This window comes from Mesorhizobium sp. M0243 (genome assembly GCF_040321775.1).
In the GTDB taxonomy this organism is placed as follows: domain Bacteria; phylum Pseudomonadota; class Alphaproteobacteria; order Rhizobiales; family Rhizobiaceae; genus Mesorhizobium.
The window spans coordinates 251280-267396 of record NZ_JAMYSF010000001.1 but is presented as its reverse complement, the minus strand read 5'-3'; the positions used below and the strand labels follow the sequence as shown (position 1 = coordinate 267396).

Below are 16117 nucleotides of genomic sequence, written 5' to 3'. Positions count from 1 at the left end.
GTCTAAGGCGTCAGAACCATTTCAGCGCCTGCCTGTTCGTCGAACACAACCGAGCAGCCTCGCGCAAGCGCCACCGTTGCGAGGGCGTTTGCTGCCACGTCATCCGATGAAACGAAATCGCCGGTCAACACCCGCAATTCTTCCACGCCTTCAGCCATGGAAACGAAATTCCCGACCGATCGATCGTGCTTGCAGGCCTCGATCACGTAAAGCAGATCGATGATTTCGAAGCTGCGCATGTTCAGCCTCCAGAAGAAATCGTCCCTTGCAAGATCATGAACGCATTGGCGGGAAACAATGTTCCCAGTTCGCTTTCGCTAGAGCAATTCCAGGAACGGTTTTCCGTCCGGAATTGCGTCAAAACGAGGAGTTAGAGCGGGTCGCCGTTTCCGTGAAACGGTGAACTGCTCTAGCCTCGGCCTGGCGGTGCTTTCGCCGGACAACCTTACCCGAGCGAGCCATCATCCCACTTCTCTCAGAATGAAGTCGTGCAGCATCTTGGCGGCCGGCGACAGCGCGCGATTCTTCACCGTGATCAGGCTGTAGGGCCTGACCTCGATGTCGAATTCGGTCTGGACGACGTCGATGGCGCCGGCCAGCCCGTCAGGGTTCTGGATGAATTTCGCCACCTGGACAGAGACCGGTGCGATGGCATCGGATTGCGCGACCATGACCAGGGTCAGGAGCAGCGAACTGGTGTTCAGGATACGATCCGGCAAAGCGATGTTGCGGTTGAGGAAGTTGCTCTCCATGGCCTGGCGCAAGGGCGAGCCGCCAGACTGGAAGACCCAGTCATAGGCGGCGGTCTCTTCCAGCCGCACCGCCTCGCCCTTGGTGAGCGGATGGCCCCGGCGCACGATCAGGCAGGCCTTCTCGACGCCGATGACGCGCGACTCGAACAGCCGCGGATTGAGATCGTCCGGTATGCGCGCGATGATGAAATCATGACGCGTGGCGATCAGCTCGCGTGCCAGCACATTGGAGGTCTCGACCTGCATGGTGATCTCGATGCGCGGATAGATGCGGCGGATCTCACGAATTGCCGGCACCGCCAGCTCGATAGCCGGCGCGGTCACAGCACCCAGGAAAACCGAACCACCCTTGCCCGCCTTGAGCTCGGAAATCTCGCGGTCGACCTCGCGCATCTCCAGCAGGATCGAGCGCGCCCGCCTGGCCAAAGCCTTGCCGTATGGCGTCAAGGTGATACCGCGCGGCAGCCTCTCGCACAGCTTGACCTCCAGCACCGCCTCCATCTCCGCGATCATGCGCGAGGCCGCCGGCTGCGAAATGTTCAGAACCTGGGCTGCCGCGCTGACTCGGCTGTGGTCGTCGAGCGCGACGATCATGCGCATGTGACGCAGACTGAGACCGCTGCGCAGCAGGGTTTCGCCATCGCCCGGTGCTTCTCTGTAACCATTTGAAGCTGTTGTCAGATTCCTGGGCGGCGCCATCGCTTTTCCCTGCCTTCTGCTCGTGTAAGGCCGACCTTGGAGTCAGCCCGTCACGTCCCAATACATATACCAACCATGATATAGCAACCATCAAAGATCGCATTTGACAGTTATGGCAAAGACCCACACCCTCCGCGCGTTCCAAGACGTGACGGTCGCTGACGAGAAAAATCGTATCGATTGAACCAGCGTCTCGGGGCCATGGGAGGATACCGGAGATCGATATGACGGCAGCAGTGCCTTGGCGCTTCTGCACGATTGCGCGGCCCGCGACCCCCGGGGTGCCGCGTCCATCAAACAGGGAGAGTTAAAGTGAAAATCATCAAGACACTGGCCGCCGTCGCGGCCCTTGGCATCGCTGCCATGACTTACTCGGCGCACGCAGCCGACAAGGGTCTTGTCGGCGTGCTGATGCCGACCAAGACCTCGCAGCGCTGGATCAATGACGGCGATGCCGTCAAGTCCCAGCTCGAGGCTCTCGGCTACACCGTCGACCTGCAATACGCGCAGGACGACATCCCCAACCAGCTCAGCCAGCTGGAAAACGAAATCACCAAAGGCCCGAAGGCGCTGATCATCGCTTCGATCGACGGCACCACCCTGTCGGATGCTCTGCAGAAGGCCGCTGACGCGGGCGTCGTCGTCGTCGCCTATGACCGCCTGATCAAGAAGACCGCCAATGTCGACTACTACACCACCTTCGACAATTTCGGCGTCGGCGTGATCCAGGCGAATTCACTGGTCAAGGGCCTCAAGGAGCGCTTCCCGAACACCAAGCCGTGGAACGTCGAACTGTTCGGCGGCTCGCCCGACGACAACAACGCCTTCTTCTTCTACAATGGCGCCATCTCCGTCCTGCAGCCGCTGATCGACGACGGCTCGATCAAGATCAAGTCTGGCCAGACCGGCATGGACAAGGTCGGCACGCTGCGTTGGCTCGCCGCCACCGCCCAGGCGCGCATGGACAATCTGCTGTCGGCCAACTATTCGGACGGCAGCCGCGTCGATGGCGTTCTGTCGCCCTATGACGGCCTGTCGCGCGGCATCACCGCCTCGCTGCGCGCCGTCGGTTACGGCACCGAGGCTCAGCCGTGGCCTGTTGTGACCGGCCAGGACGCCGAAACCGCTTCGGTCAAGCTGATCATCTCGGGCGAGCAGTACTCGACCGTGTTCAAGGACACCCGCGAACTGGCCAAGGCCACCGTCGAACTCGTCGACAAGGTGCTCTCGGGCGGCAAGCCGGACGGCCTCGATGAAAAGACCTACAACAACGACGTCAAGGTCGTTCCTTCGATCCTGCTGACGCCGCATGAGGTCGACAAGTCGAACTACCAGGCGCTGGTCGTCGACTCCGGCTACATCAAGGCCGACGAACTGAAGTAATCCCGGTTACAAAGTCAGGGGTCCTGCGCAACGCAGGGCCCCTTTTCGTTCACCAGCGAGCCCGGTATTGTCACCGACCTCGCCGGCAATGTTTGCCGAGCTCTCAAGGAGCGGTAGTCCCCATGGCCTCGACGATTTTGGAGATGCGCGACATCACCAAGACGTTTCCCGGCGTGAAGGCGCTGTCGAACGTCAATCTCAGCGTCGAGGAAGGCGAGATCCATGCCGTGGTCGGCGAAAACGGCGCCGGCAAGTCGACGCTGATGAAGGTGCTGTCGGGCGTCTATCCCTCCGGCACCTATGACGGCCAGATCATCTTCCAAGGCCAGGAATGCCAGTTCAAAGGCATCCATGACAGCGAACACAAGGGCATCGTCATCATCCACCAGGAGCTTGCGCTGGTGCCGATGCTGTCGATCGCGGAAAACATCTTCCTCGGCAACGAACACGCCAAATTCGGCGTCATCGACTGGGATGCCAACGAGGCGCGCACCAGCGCGCTGTTGAAGAAGGTGGGCCTCAAGGAGGACCCCAAGACGCTGATCACCAATATCGGCGTCGGCAAGCAGCAGCTGGTCGAAATCGCCAAGGCGCTGAGCAAGGAAGTCAAGCTGCTGATCCTGGACGAGCCGACGGCTTCGCTGAGCGAGAAGGACAGCCAGGCGCTGCTCGACCTTCTGCTCGAGTTCAAGCGGCAAGGCATGACCTCGATCCTGATCTCGCACAAGCTCAACGAGGTGAACCGGGTCGCCGACAAGGTGACGGTGATCCGTGACGGGCGCACCATCGAGACGCTGGCCAAGAAAGACATCTCGGAAGACCGCATCATCACTTCGATGGTCGGCCGCTCACTCGACGACCGCTATCCGCCGCGCGAGCCTGATATCGGCGAGGTCGTGTTCGAAGTGAAGAACTGGTCGGTCTATCACCCGATCCATGCCGAGCGGCAGGTGATCAAGGGTATCGACATCAACGTGCGCAAGGGCGAAGTGGTGGGTATTGCCGGGCTGATGGGCGCTGGCCGCACCGAATTCGCCATGAGCCTGTTCGGCCGCTCCTACGGCCGCCGCATCTCCGGCGAGGTGCTGCTCAAGGGCAAGCCGGTCGACGTATCCTCGGTGAGCAAGGCGGTCCAACACGGCATCGCCTACGTCACAGAGGACCGCAAGACCTACGGTCTCAACCTCATCGACCATATCAAGCACAACATCACGCTGGCCAATCTTGGCGGCGTCTCGCGCCACAGCGTGATCGACGACATGCGCGAGCTCGCCGTTGCCAACGACTATCGCAAGAAGACCAATATCCGCGCGTCCAGCGTCTATCAGATGACCGGCAATCTCTCCGGGGGCAACCAGCAGAAGGTGGTGCTGTCGAAATGGCTGTTCGCCGACCCGGACGTGCTGATCCTCGACGAGCCGACGCGCGGCATCGATGTCGGCGCCAAGTACGAAATCTATACGATCATCGCCCGTCTCGCGGCTGAGGGTAAGGCGATCGTCGTCATCTCGTCGGAAATGCCGGAGTTGCTCGGCATCACCGACCGCATCTACGTCATGAACGAAGGGCGCATCGTGGGCGAAATGCCCGCAGCGGAAGCAAGCCAGGAAAAAATAATGCGCGCCATCGTTCGTGGAGAAGGAAAAGCAGCATGAGCACCGAAAGCGCCCCCGCCCCGCAGGGCAAAGTCGCCGAAGACGTGCAGCAGGGTCCACGCATCGCCGTCTCGGCGCTGACGACGAACCTGCGCGAATACGGCCTGATCCTGGCGCTGATCGCCATCATGGTGTTCTTCCAGTTCACCACGAACGGAACGCTGTTCAAGCCGGTGAACCTGAGCAATTTGGTGCAGCAGAACTCGTTCATCATCGTGATGGCGCTGGGCATGCTGCTGGTGATCGTCTCCGGCCATATCGACCTAAGTGTCGGATCGGTGGCGGGCTTCATCGGCGCGCTGGCGGCGATGATGATGGTCATCTGGCCGCTCGGCCCGTTCAGCAATCCGCTGGTGGTGTCGATCATCTGCCTGATCGTGGGCGGCGCGATCGGCGCCGCGCAAGGCTACTGGATCGCCTATCACCGAATACCGAGCTTCATCGTCACGCTGGCCGGCATGCTGATCTTCCGCGGCATCTGCCAGGCCCTGCTGGGCGGCGGATCCTCGGTGGGGCCGCTACCCGATGGCTTCAAGGCGCTCAGCTCCGGCTTCATCCCGGATGTCATCGGCCCGCTGACGCTGATCCCGCCGACGGTGAACGCGGCCGGCAAGACCATCATGGGCAGCGGCCTGACGCTGCACATGACGACGATCGTGCTGGGCCTGATCGCTGTGCTGGCCTACGCCTATTTCGGGGTGAGGACGCGCCGCAAGCGCGAACGCCATGGCTATGAGGCCGAGCCCTTTGCCCTGTTCATCGTCAAGACGCTGGTCGGCAGCGCGCTGGCCCTGTTCCTGGTCTACCAGTTCGCCAGCTACAGGGGCCTGCCGGTGGTGCTGCTCGTCATGGGCGTGCTGATCTCGCTGTTCGTCTTCGTCACCAAGCGCATGACCATCGGCCGCCGTATCTACGCCATGGGCGGCAATTCCAAGGCCGCGCAGCTGTCGGGCATCAACACCGAGCGGCTGACGCTGATGGTGTTCATCAATATGGGCGTGCTGTCGGCGCTCGGCGGCCTGATCATCGCGGCGCGACTGGGACAGGCGGTGCCGGCCGCGGGCCTCGGCAGCGAGCTCGACGTCATCGCCGCCGTCTTCATCGGCGGCGCCTCGGCCATGGGCGGCGTCGGTCAGGTCATCGGTGCGGTCGTTGGCGGCTTCATCATGGGCGTGATGAACAACGGCATGTCGATCATGGGCGTCAATGTCGACTGGCAGCAGGTGGTCAAAGGCCTGGTGCTGCTCGGTGCCGTGATCTTCGACGTCTACAACAAGAACAAGGCCTGAACGGGCTTAAGAGCAATTCCAAGGAAAAGTGTGAAACGGTTTTCCGCCCGGAATTGCACCACAATGAGTTAGAGCGGTTCGCCGTTTCCGTGAGACGGTGAACTGCTCTAGTCGAGGCAAGCAGGAGGCATACGATCGCGGCGCTGCCGGCAACCCGGTAACAGAAGTCCCTGAGGGACCAGGCCCGCGAGCGCAATCCGAACTGAGAATTTAAACCGTGGCATGGACGAGGTCCGGCCGCGCCGAGCAAGGTCTGCCGTTTTGGCAGCCCTGCCAAGGCAAATGAGAGAGGATTCATCATGCTGATCTCCCAGATCCTTGACGACGCCGAGACCATCCGCGTCGTTGCCCGCAATAGCGGCAAGACCCGGATCATCAATGGCGCCCGCAGCGTCTATTCGCTGGCGATGGAGGCCGCCCGCACCGGCGTCGGCCTCGTCGCGCTGATCGAACGCAAAGGACTTGGCGAGACGGTCGATCTCGAGGCCGCTTACAAGAAGGGGCGGCTGCTGTCGCCGATCAACCACCCCGATCCGGCGCATCTGCACCTGACGGGCACCGGGCTGACGCATCTCGGCTCGGCGGCGACGCGCGATTCCATGCACAAGAAGCTGAGCGCCGACGGCGAGGAGCAGCTCACCGATTCCATGAAGATGTTCCGCATGGGGCTGGAGGGCGGCAAGCCCGCGAACGGCCAGATCGGCGTGCAGCCGGAATGGTTTTACAAAGGCAACGGCACGATGGCGGTGGCGCCAGGTGCCGCACTCCTGTCACCGGCCTTTGCCAAGGACGCCGGCGAAGAGCCCGAGGTGGCCGGCATCTATGTCATCGGCGACGACGGCGCACCTTTCCGCGTCGGCTTCACGCTGTCGAACGAGTTTTCCGACCACGTCACCGAGCGCGTGAACTATCTGTTCCTCGCCCATTCCAAGCTGCGCAACGCCTCGTTCGGTCCGGAAATCCTGATCGGCGACCTGCCGCCCGATATCCGCGGCACCTCGCGCATCGTGCGCGACAGCGAGGTGCTGTGGGAAAAGCCGTTCCTGTCCGGTGAAGCGAACATGTCGCACACCATCGCCAATCTCGAACATCACCATTTCAAATACGCGGCCTTCCGCCAGCCGGGCGACGTGCATGTGCATATGTTCGGTACGGCGACGCTGTCCTTCGCCGACGGCATCAAGACCGAGGCCGGCGATGTGTTCGAGATCGAGGCTGGGGACTTCGGCCTGCCGCTGCGCAACCCGCTGGAGATCGAGCTGCCCGTGAAGGTGGCTGTGAAGGCGCTTTGAGGTAGCACCCTCCCTTCTCCCCTTGTGGGAGAAGGAAGAGACGCTCTTCGACGTTTCAATAAATATCGAAGTCGAAATACTTGGCCTGAATCTTCTTGTAGGTGCCGTCGGCGACGATCGCGTCGATGGCCGCGTTGAGCTTGTCGCGCAGGGCCGTGTCTTCCAGGCGCACGGCAATGCCGGCTTGCGTTTCGGTGCCCTTGACGTCGCCGACCAGCTTGCAGCAGCCGTCGCTTGCCTTCTTCAGCCAGTCCATCAGCACGAACTTGTCCGAGATCACGGCGTCAAGGCGGCCGTTGGTCAAGTCGGTGATCGCCTCTTCCTGGGTCGGATAGAGTTTGGCCTCCGCGCCCGCCTTGCCATATTCATTCTGGGCATAGTCGGCCTGCGTGGTCGAAGCCTGGGCGCCGACCGTCTTGCCGGCAAGGGCCGCCGGTTCGGTCGAGGTCAGGTCGCTGTCCTTCGGCGCCACCAGGGCGAGCGGTGTCGTATAATATTTGTTGGTGAAGGCGACCTGCTTCTTGCGCTCCTCGGTGATGCTCATCGAGGCGATGATGGCGTCGAATTTCTTCGCCTGCAAAGCGGGAATGATGCCGTCCCAGTCCTGCGTGACGATCTCGCATTCGACCTTCATCTGCGCGCACAGCGCATTGGCGATGTCGATGTCGAAGCCTTCGACCTTGCCGTCAGCGGTAATGGTGTTGAACGGCGGATAGGCGCCCTCGGTGCCGATCTTGATTTTCTCCTGCGCCTGCGAAAGCGAGCCGGCCGCCATCACCAGCATGGCAGCGCCTGCTGCCGATATGATCCATTTTGAAATCTGCATTTTCTTGGTTCCCCTTGAACGCCGGCATCTTGACGGGCGGCAAGGCAGCCAAGCATGGCGCGCCGGTACAGGCAAGTATTTTGCCTTGGGGCAATGAGGTCAGCGCGCGGCGCGGAAATGCTTGGACAGCTTCAGGCCCTGCGCCTGGTAGTTGGAGCCGAGATCGGTGCCGTAGAGGGCCTGCGGCCGCTTCAGCATGTGTTCGTAGACCAGCCGGCCGACGATCTGGCCATGGTCGAGAATGAACGGCACTTCATGACTGCGCACTTCCAGCACCGCCCGGCTGCCCGTGCCGCCAGACGCGGAATGGCCAAAGCCCGGATCGAAGAAGCCGGCATAGTGGACGCGGAACTCGCCGACCAGCGGATCGAAGGGCGTCATCTCGGCGGCGTAGAGCGGCGGCACATGCACCGCCTCCTGGCTGACGAGGATGTAGAACTCGTCGGGGTCGAGCACCAGTTCGCCGGCGCCGCTCTTGTGGATCGGCTCCCAGAAGTCGACGACTTCCTGGGCCGCGCGCTTGTCGACATCGACGAGGCCGGTGTGATGCTTGCCGCGATAGCCGACCAGACCGTTTTGGTCGCCGTTGAGGTCAATCGACAGCGCGATGCCGCCGCCGGAAATATTCGGCGGCTCGGTGGCGACCAGCGTCTGCGCGCGATGCAGGTCGTGCAGCTCGGCTTCCGAGAGCAGCGCATTGCCGGTGCGGAAGCGTATCTGCGACAGGCGCGAGCCGGTGCGCACGACGATCGGGAAGGTGCGGGGGCTGACTTCCAGAAAGAGCGGGCCATGATAGCCGGCAGCGATCTTGTCGAACTCGTGGCCGCGATCGGTCATGACCCGGGTAAAGATGTCGAGCCGCCCGGTCGAGCTCTTCGGATTGGCCGAGGCCGAAATGTCCGCCGGCAGCGCCAGGCTTTCAAGCAAGGGCACGATATAGACGCAGCCGGTCTCCAGCACCGCGCCCTCGGCAAGATTGATCTCGTGCAGCTGCAGCCGGTCGAGTTTTTCCGAGACCTTGTGGTTGGGGCCGGGCAGGAAGGAGGCCCGCACCCGCCAGGCCTTGTCGCCGAGCCTGAGATCAAGGCTGGCCGGCTGGATCTGGTCGGCGTCGAGCGCACGCGCCGACTTCAGCGCGCCGGACTGGAACAGCGCCGAAATGTCCTGATCGGGAAGAATGCCTGTCTGCCGCAAGGCTCCACTCCTAGGTCAGACGTTTTTCTTGTCGCAGGTTCTTGTCGCAAAACCGTGGAACACTTTTGCGGAACCTGCTTGGTACAAACCTCTTAATGAAGCCGGCAATTGACGCAAGCGCGGCGCGGGTCTAAAGGGTCGTTATCCCGTGGTGATTTGGCCGGTCGGCTTGCAGCCACGTTAAACAAGTCGCTAAAGGACCGTCGGGCCGCAAGGCCGTATGGACCGGTTGCGACTTTCGCGGCCGGTTTTTTTGTGTCTGGAAGAAAAGCGATGAGCACCAAGAAGCACAACTGGAAGCCTCAGACGGCACTCGTGCACAGCGGAACGCTGCGTTCCGGTTTCGGCGAAACGTCGGAAGCGATTTACCTGACCCAGGGCTATGTCTACGAAACGGCACAGGCCGCCGAAGCCCGTTTCAAGGGCGAGGAGCCAGGCTTCATCTATTCGCGCTACGCCAATCCGACCGTCGACATGTTCGAGAAGCGCATGTGCGCCCTCGAAGGCGCCGAAGATGCCCGCGCCACCGCCTCCGGCATGGCCGCGGTGACGGCCGCCCTTCTGTGCAGCGCCAAGGCCGGCGACCACATCGTGGCGGCGCGTGCGCTGTTCGGATCCTGCCGCTGGGTGGTCGAGACGCTGGCGCCGAGATACGGCATCGAGGCGACGCTGGTCGACGGCACGGATATCGCCAATTGGGAAAAGGCGGTCAAGCCGAACACCAAGCTGTTCTTCCTGGAAAGCCCGACCAATCCGACGCTGGAAGTGGTCGATATCGCCGCTGTCGCTTCGCTTGCCAATTCGATCGGCGCAAGGCTGATCGTCGACAATGTCTTCGCCACGCCCCTGCAGCAGAAGCCCTTGCAGCTCGGCGCCCATATCGTCGTCTATTCGGCGACCAAGCACATAGACGGCCAGGGGCGCTGTCTCGGCGGCGTGATCCTGTCGGACAAGAAGTGGATCGACGAGAACCTGCACGATTATTTCCGCCATACCGGCCCAAGCCTGTCGCCCTTCAACGCCTGGACGCTGCTGAAAGGCCTGGAAACACTGCCGCTGCGCGTGCGCCAGCAGACGGAAAGCGCGGGCAGGATCGCGGATTTCCTGGCCGAACGGCCGGAAATCGCCCGCGTCATCTATCCCGGCCGCGCCGACCACCCGCAGGCCGATATCGTCAAGAAGCAGATGTCGGGCGGCTCGACGCTGATCTGCCTGGACGTCAAGGGCGGCAAGCAGGCGGCCTTCGCCTTGCAGAACGCGCTCGACATCGTCTTGATCTCCAACAATCTCGGCGATGCCAAGAGCCTGATCACCCACCCGGCGACGACGACGCACAAGAATCTGAGCGACGAGGCGCGCGCCGAGCTCGGCATCGGGCCGGGCACGCTCCGGCTGTCGGTCGGGCTGGAAGACACCGACGATCTGCTTGAGGACATCGCGCAGGCGCTGAAGGCCAGGTAGGACCTTCAGGCGCCGGACGGCGTCTCCTCCAGTTCGGCCGTCTTGGTGCCGATGGTCATCGCGTTGCCGCGCCAGTCGACGGCGCCGCCAAGCCAGCCGCGCGCCCACAGCGCTGGCAGGATCAGGTCGCGCATCATGATCGCGGCCACCATGCGTGGCGACAGGTACCAGCCCTTGGACCAGGCCAGCGCGCACTCGGGAAGGTAGAAGGCTACCAGCACTGCAAGGGCGGTTGCCCAGAGGCTGAAGCCCGCACTGGCCGCGGCAATCAGCGCAAGCACCAGCGGCACCACGGCGCCGGTCAGGATTTCGGGTGCGAAGAACAGCGGGAAAGTGACGCGGCGCAGGCGCGCCCAACGGGCCTGACGCGACCAGATCTCGTCAAAAGAGCGCCGGCCAAGCGGCTGCTCGAAGGGGGCGGCGACGAGATTGACGCGCAGGCCGAGACCGTTCACCAGCTTGGTCGCGGCGGCATCCTCCGCGATCTCGGCGGCCAGCGCGCGGATGCCGCCATTGGCGTCGAGCATCGGCTTGTTCCAGAGCATGCTCTTGCCCTGGGCAAAGCCAAGGCCGAGCGCATCGCCGGCGTATTGCCAGCGCGCCTGCAGCGTGTTGAGGAAAGCGCATTCGACCTCGGCCCAGAAGCCGGCCGGCCGCGAGCCAATCGGCGTCGAGCAGACAAGGCCGGTGCCGGGCCGCCAGGCAGCCATCAGATGCTGGACGTAGTCCCTCGGCATCAGCACGTTGGAATCGGCCAGGACGACCCAGTCGTGCCGCGCCGCCTCCCAGCCCTTGACGCAATTGTTGAGTTTCGGATTGGCGCTGATGCGGTCGTCGCCGACAAGCAGCCGGGCCGGCACTTTCGAAAACCGGACGATCGTCCTGTTTATCAATTTGACCACCGGATCGTCGGCATGGGCGACGCAGAAAATCAACTCGTAGCACGGCCAGTCGAGCGAGAAGGCGCGCTCCAGCGTCTCCTGCGTGAACGGCTCGACGCCGCGCGACGGCACGACGATCGACACCGGCCGTGGCTTGCCGGCCGGCGCGGCAATGGCGCGGCGCCGTTTCAGACGCGAAGCGGCGAGCACGATGCTGGCGAGATTTGAGAGAATGAGGGCAGTTGAAAGCGTGGCGGCTATGAGAGTGAGTTCCATCGAAATCCGGTCACTCCAGGAAAACCGGTCCGCCAGAACAATCTGGCTGGCATGACGACCGATTCAACAATTCGACAGAGCGCCCGAGTCGCGCGGCACTGGTCGGCGCACACCATCATTGTCATGTGTCACTTAAATGACATTCTTTGCCGCCACCTGCGGTTCCGTCCGCAATGACAGGACGCGCACCGTTGACCAGCCCGCGTGGAGCGCCGAAAGTTCGACCTAGAGCCTGTTCCATCCCGATTGAACCGGGATGGGGCTCTATCTCTGTTTCTTTGAGCATGATCTTTTCTGAAAACCGGTTCCCACTTTTCAGGATCATGCTCTAGATTGTTTTGGAGCCGCTTATGTATAGCGCCGTCACGCGCAACATCGAAGTGCAGGTCAGGCCGTTCTATCTGGAGGACCGTTCGGATCCCTCGGAGAACCGCTATGTCTGGGGCTATCAGATAACGATCGACAATCAGTCGGACGATTTCGTGCAGCTTCTGTCGCGCTATTGGCACATCACCGACGGCACCGGCCGGGTCGAGGAAGTGCGTGGCCCCGGCGTGGTCGGCGACCAGCCCGAACTCAATCCCGGCGACAGCTACCAGTACACGTCCGGTTGCCCGCTCTCGACACCATCCGGCATCATGGTCGGGCACTACACGATGCGCAACAAGCGGGGCGAGACGTTCGACATCGCCATTCCGGCGTTTTCGCTGGATCTGCCGGGGACGCGGCGGACGGTGAATTGATTTCGCCTCACCGGCCGCGGAGCGGCCGGTGAGGCGTGGTTTTTTTCTCTACTGGGCCGCAAATTCCGCCGGATCGAAATCATATTGCTTCGAGCAGAATTCGCAGGCGACGTGGATGCCGCCGTCTTCGGTGCTGTCCTTGATCTCCTGGGCGGAAAAACCCTCGAGGATGCCGCGGATCTTGTCCTTGGAGCACGAGCACTGGTCGGCGACCGGAACGCCGCCGAAGACGCGCACGCCATGCTCGTGGAACAGCCTGTAGAGCAGCCGCTCGGCGCCGATCGTCGGGTCGATCAGTTCGGTCGGCTCGATCGTACCGAGCAGCGCCAGCAACTCCTGCCAGGAATTGTCGGCCGGATCGTGGATCTCCTCGCGCGGATCGCCATCGCCACCCGGCAGGTCCGGGACGCGCATGCGCTCGGGCGACTGCGGCAGGAACTGCGCCAGGATACCACCGGCGCGCCACTGCTCGCGGGCGCCGCCGGGACCGGGCGTCAAAAGCTTGGCCACCGACAGCCTGAGATCCGTCGGGATCTGCTCCGACTGACGAAAATAGGTGCGCGCAGCATCCTCCAGCGTCTCGCCGTCGAGCTGGACGATGCCCTGATAGCGCTGCGTGTGAGCGCCCTGGTCGATGGTCAGCGCCAGCACGCCGCTGCCGAGCAGCGTCTGCTGGGAGGTTTCGCCGGCCGCGACCAGCGCTTCCAGCCGGTCGGCATCGAAACGCGCATAGGCGCGCAATGCCGAGGGCGTGGAAAAATCGGCGACCAGCATGTCGACAGGCCCGTCGGTGCGGGTCTGCAGGATGAACTTGCCCTCGAACTTCAGCGAAGTGCCGAGCAGCACGGTCAGCACACAGGCCTCCGCCAGCAGGCGGGCGACCGGCTCGGGATAATCGTGGCGGCCGAGGATGGCGTCCAGCATCGGCCCGAGTTGGACCGTGCGGCCCCGCACATCGAGCGGGCCGACCTCGAACGGCACGACGTGATCGTCGCCGGCATAGCCAAATTCGCCGAGTTTGGGGTGATGTTCAGTCACTTGATAGGTTTCCAACATGACAAAGCTCCAGGGCGCGGCCATGCCGCCCTCCGGGGCGCATGCGTCGAAACGCGCTTGATTTGCGTGATGCGGCGCAAATAGGCATCACACCCCCGCAGATCAAGCTCCTGGGGATCAAGCGCCGAGACACTTCAAGCGCCGAGACACCAGGCCAGCACGGCCTTCTGGGCATGGAGCCGGTTCTCGGCCTCGTCGAAGACCACCGAATGCGGTCCGTCGATGACCTCGTCGGTCACCTCCTGGCCGCGATGCGCCGGCAGGCAGTGCATGAACAGCGCGTCCGGCTTGGCCCTGGCCATCAGCTTGGCATTGACCTGGTAGGGCGAGAACACATTGTGGCCGCGGGCGCGATGCTCCTGGCCCATCGACACCCAGCAATCGGTGACGATGCAGTCGGCCTGGTCGACGGCTTCCTCGGGCGAGCGGGTGAAGTGCAGCTTGCCGCCATGCGCCTGCGACCAGTCAATGTGCTTCTGCGCCGGCTCGCTGCCTTCGGGCACGGCAACGTTGAGGTTGAAGCGGAACCGGGCCGAGGCCTCGATCAGCGAATGCAGCACATTGTTGCCGTCGCCGGTCCAGGCGATGGTCTTGCCGGCGACCGGACCGCGATGCTCCTCGAAGGTCATGATATCGGCCATCAGCTGGCAGGGATGGGTGTCGTCGGTCAGTCCGTTGATCACTGGCACGGTGGCGTTCTCGGTCAGCTCCAGCAGTCGCTCATGCGAGGTGGTGCGGATCATGATCGCATCGACATAGCGCGACAGCACCTTGGCGGTGTCGGCGATGGTCTCGGAACGGCCGAGCTGCATCTCGGTGCCGGTCAGCATGATGGTCTCGCCGCCGAGCTGCCGCATGCCGACGTCGAAGGAGACGCGTGTGCGCGTCGACGGCTTGTCGAAGATCATCGCCAGCACCTTGCCTTCGAGCGGTTTGGTGCGCTCGCCGGCCTTGAGGCGCGCCTTTCGCACCACCGCATCGTCCAGCATGAAGCGCAAATCGCCTTCGGAAACGGCGGAAAGATCGGTGAAATGGCGAACTGACATCAGCAATGGTTCCGGGATTACTTCGCCGCGGCGGAAGCGATCGCCTCCGCCAGGCCCTTGGCGCCGGCGCGAATGCGGTTGAGCGCGTCATGGATCTCGGCGTCGGTGACGGTGAGCGGCGGCAACAGGCGAATGACGTTGTCGCCGGCCGGAACCGCCAGCAGGTGCTGGTCGCGCAAGGCCATGTTCACCTTGGTGTTGGGCATGGCGCATTTGAGGCCGAGCATCAGCCCGGCACCCCTGATGTCCTCGATGATTTCGGGAAACTCGTCGGCGACCGACGCCAGCCCCTGCTTCATGAGCAGCGCCTTGCGCTGGACATCTTCGAGGAAGCCGTCTTCCAGCACGACGTCGAGCACGGCGTTGCCGACTGCCATGGCCAGCGGGTTGCCGCCGAACGTGGTGCCATGCACGCCAGCGGTCATGCCGACGGCCGCTTCATCCGTGGCAAGGCAGGCACCCATCGGGAAGCCGCCGCCAATGCCCTTGGCGATCGCCATGATGTCTGGCGTTACACCTGACCATTCATGCGCAAACAGCTTGCCGGTGCGGCCGATGCCGCACTGGACCTCGTCAAAGATCAACAGCAGGCCGTGCTGTTCGCACAATTGCCTGAGCCGCTTCAGCGATTGCGTCGGCACCGGACGGATACCGCCCTCGCCCTGCACCGGCTCGATCAGGATGGCGGCCGTCTCCGGCGTGATCGCCTTTTCGGCGGCGTCGATGTCGTCGAAACTGACCTGATCGAAACCTTCGACCTTGGGGCCGAAGCCCTCGAGATATTTGTACTGGCCGCCGGCCGCGATGGTCGCCAGCGTGCGGCCATGGAAGGCACCTTCGAAGGTGATGACGCGGAAGCGCTCGGGGTGTCCGTTGACGAACTGGCAGCGGCGCGCCGTCTTGATCGCGCATTCCAGCGCCTCGGCGCCGGAATTGGTGAAGAACACCTTGTCGGCGAAGGTGGCGTCGGCCAGCCGCTCGCCAAGCCGGCTCTGCCCGGGGATCTCGTAGAGGTTGGAGACATGCCACAGCTTGGCTGCCTGCTCGGTGAGTGCGGCGACCAGATGCGGATGGCTGTGGCCCAGCGAATTGACGGCGATGCCGCCGGCAAAGTCGAGATATCGCTCGCCCTTGTCGGTAATCAGCCATGTGCCTTCCCCGTGGTCGAAGGCCAGGGGTGCGCGAGCAAAGGTCTCGTAAAGCGCCGAACCGCTCATTATATGCGTCTCCGGTACCGGAAAATCAAAAAAGCCGCCAAAGCGGCGGCCTGTGCGGCTTATCCCGTTTTTCGGCCATGAAGTCAACGAAAACGTCGCGTAGTGGCGCGCGGCAAGCCCCCTGACGGGACGCCGGCTCATAAGCGACCGGGCAAGTTGGGGAAAACCGAAAAAACCGATTCGTGTTGCACTTGGGACTCTTGTCACCGAGTCAGCGCATAGAGTAGTTGTAGTCGAGAAATAACTAGATTTCGTGCGGCGGACCTAATCACCAGATATATGTGGTGTCTGCCCCGGCAAATGTTGCCGGGTCGGGAGAAGGATTCCGATTGCCGCACGCTTAGAGG

Annotated in this window: 15 protein-coding genes and 1 riboswitch; of the genes, 6 read left to right on the top strand and 9 right to left on the bottom strand. The window is 62.8% G+C overall.

Translation table 11 applies throughout. The features are described from left to right. Window positions 1–2: 2 nt before the first annotated feature. Both NKJ11_RS01225 and NKJ11_RS01220 read right to left on the bottom strand, forming a co-directional pair. Window positions 3–239, bottom strand: coding sequence for a hypothetical protein (locus NKJ11_RS01225; RefSeq protein ID WP_023813880.1), 237 nt, complete (start codon window positions 237–239; stop codon window positions 3–5). A gap of 222 nt (window positions 240–461) precedes the next feature. Beyond that, window positions 462–1451: a LysR family transcriptional regulator gene (locus NKJ11_RS01220; protein ID WP_352613080.1), complete on the bottom strand. Its 990-nt coding sequence runs from the start codon at window positions 1449–1451 to the stop codon at window positions 462–464. 312 nt (window positions 1452–1763) lie between these two features. On the opposite strand from NKJ11_RS01220, the gene chvE reads away from it, so the two are divergent. The 4 genes from chvE to araD1 all read left to right on the top strand — a co-directional run bounded on the left by chvE (window position 1764) and on the right by araD1 (window position 7070). Further along, window positions 1764–2834 (top strand): multiple monosaccharide ABC transporter substrate-binding protein, encoded by a 1071-nt coding sequence (gene chvE / locus NKJ11_RS01215; protein ID WP_023813878.1) that lies wholly within the window; start codon window positions 1764–1766, stop codon window positions 2832–2834. Window positions 2835–2956: 122 nt separating this feature from the next. Further along, a complete protein-coding gene (gene mmsA, locus NKJ11_RS01210) occupies window positions 2957–4489 on the top strand; it encodes a multiple monosaccharide ABC transporter ATP-binding protein (protein WP_023813877.1) in 1533 nt (510 codons plus the stop codon). Continuing rightward, entirely contained in the window at window positions 4486–5778 is a 1293-nt protein-coding gene (gene mmsB / locus NKJ11_RS01205) for a multiple monosaccharide ABC transporter permease (RefSeq protein ID WP_352792517.1), read from the top strand. The genes mmsA and mmsB overlap by 4 nt, the downstream gene beginning before the upstream one ends. A 299-nt stretch (window positions 5779–6077) precedes the next feature. Then, a complete protein-coding gene (gene araD1 / locus NKJ11_RS01200; protein ID WP_352613082.1) occupies window positions 6078–7070 on the top strand; it encodes an AraD1 family protein in 993 nt (330 codons plus the stop codon). A 55-nt stretch (window positions 7071–7125) separates the two neighbouring features. Here araD1 and NKJ11_RS01195 read toward each other — a convergent pair whose 3' ends face one another. Together NKJ11_RS01195 and NKJ11_RS01190 are read right to left on the bottom strand one after the other, a co-directional pair. After that, the gene (locus tag NKJ11_RS01195; protein WP_352554073.1) at window positions 7126–7896 is read right to left on the bottom strand and encodes an ABC transporter substrate-binding protein; all 771 of its coding nucleotides are present in this window, start codon (window positions 7894–7896) and stop codon (window positions 7126–7128) included. A gap of 99 nt (window positions 7897–7995) precedes the next feature. Next, window positions 7996–9090, bottom strand: coding sequence for a 2'-deoxycytidine 5'-triphosphate deaminase (locus NKJ11_RS01190; RefSeq protein WP_352443181.1), 1095 nt, complete (start codon window positions 9088–9090; stop codon window positions 7996–7998). Window positions 9091–9228: 138 nt separating this feature from the next. Continuing rightward, window positions 9229–9306: riboswitch (SAM riboswitch) on the top strand. Between the two features lie 57 nt (window positions 9307–9363). Between NKJ11_RS01190 and NKJ11_RS01185 the strand changes: the two genes are divergently transcribed. After that, window positions 9364–10551 (top strand): O-succinylhomoserine sulfhydrylase, encoded by a 1188-nt coding sequence (locus tag NKJ11_RS01185; protein WP_023811337.1) that lies wholly within the window; start codon window positions 9364–9366, stop codon window positions 10549–10551. 5 nt (window positions 10552–10556) lie between these two features. On the opposite strand, the gene NKJ11_RS01180 is transcribed toward NKJ11_RS01185, so the two are convergent. Continuing rightward, the gene (locus NKJ11_RS01180) at window positions 10557–11708 is read right to left on the bottom strand and encodes a ceramide glucosyltransferase (protein ID WP_352613086.1); all 1152 of its coding nucleotides are present in this window, start codon (window positions 11706–11708) and stop codon (window positions 10557–10559) included. Window positions 11709–11829: 121 nt separating this feature from the next. Beyond that, entirely contained in the window at window positions 11830–12033 is a 204-nt protein-coding gene (locus tag NKJ11_RS01175; RefSeq protein ID WP_352554071.1) for a hypothetical protein, read from the bottom strand. 25 nt (window positions 12034–12058) lie between these two features. On the opposite strand from NKJ11_RS01175, the gene apaG reads away from it, so the two are divergent. Further along, on the top strand, window positions 12059–12451 hold the full coding sequence (gene apaG / locus NKJ11_RS01170; protein WP_013533640.1) for a Co2+/Mg2+ efflux facilitator ApaG/CorD: 393 nt from the start codon (window positions 12059–12061) through the stop codon (window positions 12449–12451). A 48-nt stretch (window positions 12452–12499) separates the two neighbouring features. On the opposite strand, the gene NKJ11_RS01165 is transcribed toward apaG, so the two are convergent. The 3 genes from NKJ11_RS01165 to NKJ11_RS01155 form a co-directional block, all read right to left on the bottom strand. After that, complete coding sequence (locus tag NKJ11_RS01165; RefSeq protein WP_031213286.1) at window positions 12500–13531, bottom strand: Hsp33 family molecular chaperone; 1032 nt, start codon at window positions 13529–13531, stop codon at window positions 12500–12502. Window positions 13532–13641: 110 nt separating this feature from the next. Then, entirely contained in the window at window positions 13642–14553 is a 912-nt protein-coding gene (argF, locus tag NKJ11_RS01160; RefSeq protein ID WP_352792516.1) for an ornithine carbamoyltransferase, read from the bottom strand. Window positions 14554–14570: 17 nt separating this feature from the next. Continuing rightward, on the bottom strand, window positions 14571–15770 hold the full coding sequence (locus tag NKJ11_RS01155) for an aspartate aminotransferase family protein (RefSeq protein WP_023811341.1): 1200 nt from the start codon (window positions 15768–15770) through the stop codon (window positions 14571–14573). Between the last annotated feature and the right edge of the window lie 347 nt (window positions 15771–16117).

What these genes read in the sequence shown, in the direction of transcription:
- NKJ11_RS01225 (WP_023813880.1), bottom strand. Translation starts at nt 239, where the DNA reads ATGCGCAGCTTCGAAATCATCGATCTGCTTTACGTGATCGAGGCCTGC.
- NKJ11_RS01220 (WP_352613080.1), bottom strand. Translation starts at nt 1,451, where the DNA reads ATGGCGCCGCCCAGGAATCTGACAACAGCTTCAAATGGTTACAGAGAA.
- mmsA (WP_023813877.1), top strand. Translation starts at nt 2,957, where the DNA reads ATGGCCTCGACGATTTTGGAGATGCGCGACATCACCAAGACGTTTCCC.
- mmsB (WP_352792517.1), top strand. Translation starts at nt 4,486, where the DNA reads ATGAGCACCGAAAGCGCCCCCGCCCCGCAGGGCAAAGTCGCCGAAGAC.
- araD1 (WP_352613082.1), top strand. Translation starts at nt 6,078, where the DNA reads ATGCTGATCTCCCAGATCCTTGACGACGCCGAGACCATCCGCGTCGTT.
- NKJ11_RS01195 (WP_352554073.1), bottom strand. Translation starts at nt 7,896, where the DNA reads ATGCAGATTTCAAAATGGATCATATCGGCAGCAGGCGCTGCCATGCTG.
- NKJ11_RS01185 (WP_023811337.1), top strand. Translation starts at nt 9,364, where the DNA reads ATGAGCACCAAGAAGCACAACTGGAAGCCTCAGACGGCACTCGTGCAC.
- NKJ11_RS01180 (WP_352613086.1), bottom strand. Translation starts at nt 11,708, where the DNA reads ATGGAACTCACTCTCATAGCCGCCACGCTTTCAACTGCCCTCATTCTC.
- NKJ11_RS01175 (WP_352554071.1), bottom strand. Translation starts at nt 12,033, where the DNA reads ATGATCCTGAAAAGTGGGAACCGGTTTTCAGAAAAGATCATGCTCAAA.
- apaG (WP_013533640.1), top strand. Translation starts at nt 12,059, where the DNA reads ATGTATAGCGCCGTCACGCGCAACATCGAAGTGCAGGTCAGGCCGTTC.
- NKJ11_RS01165 (WP_031213286.1), bottom strand. Translation starts at nt 13,531, where the DNA reads ATGGCCGCGCCCTGGAGCTTTGTCATGTTGGAAACCTATCAAGTGACT.
- argF (WP_352792516.1), bottom strand. Translation starts at nt 14,553, where the DNA reads ATGTCAGTTCGCCATTTCACCGATCTTTCCGCCGTTTCCGAAGGCGAT.
- NKJ11_RS01155 (WP_023811341.1), bottom strand. Translation starts at nt 15,770, where the DNA reads ATGAGCGGTTCGGCGCTTTACGAGACCTTTGCTCGCGCACCCCTGGCC.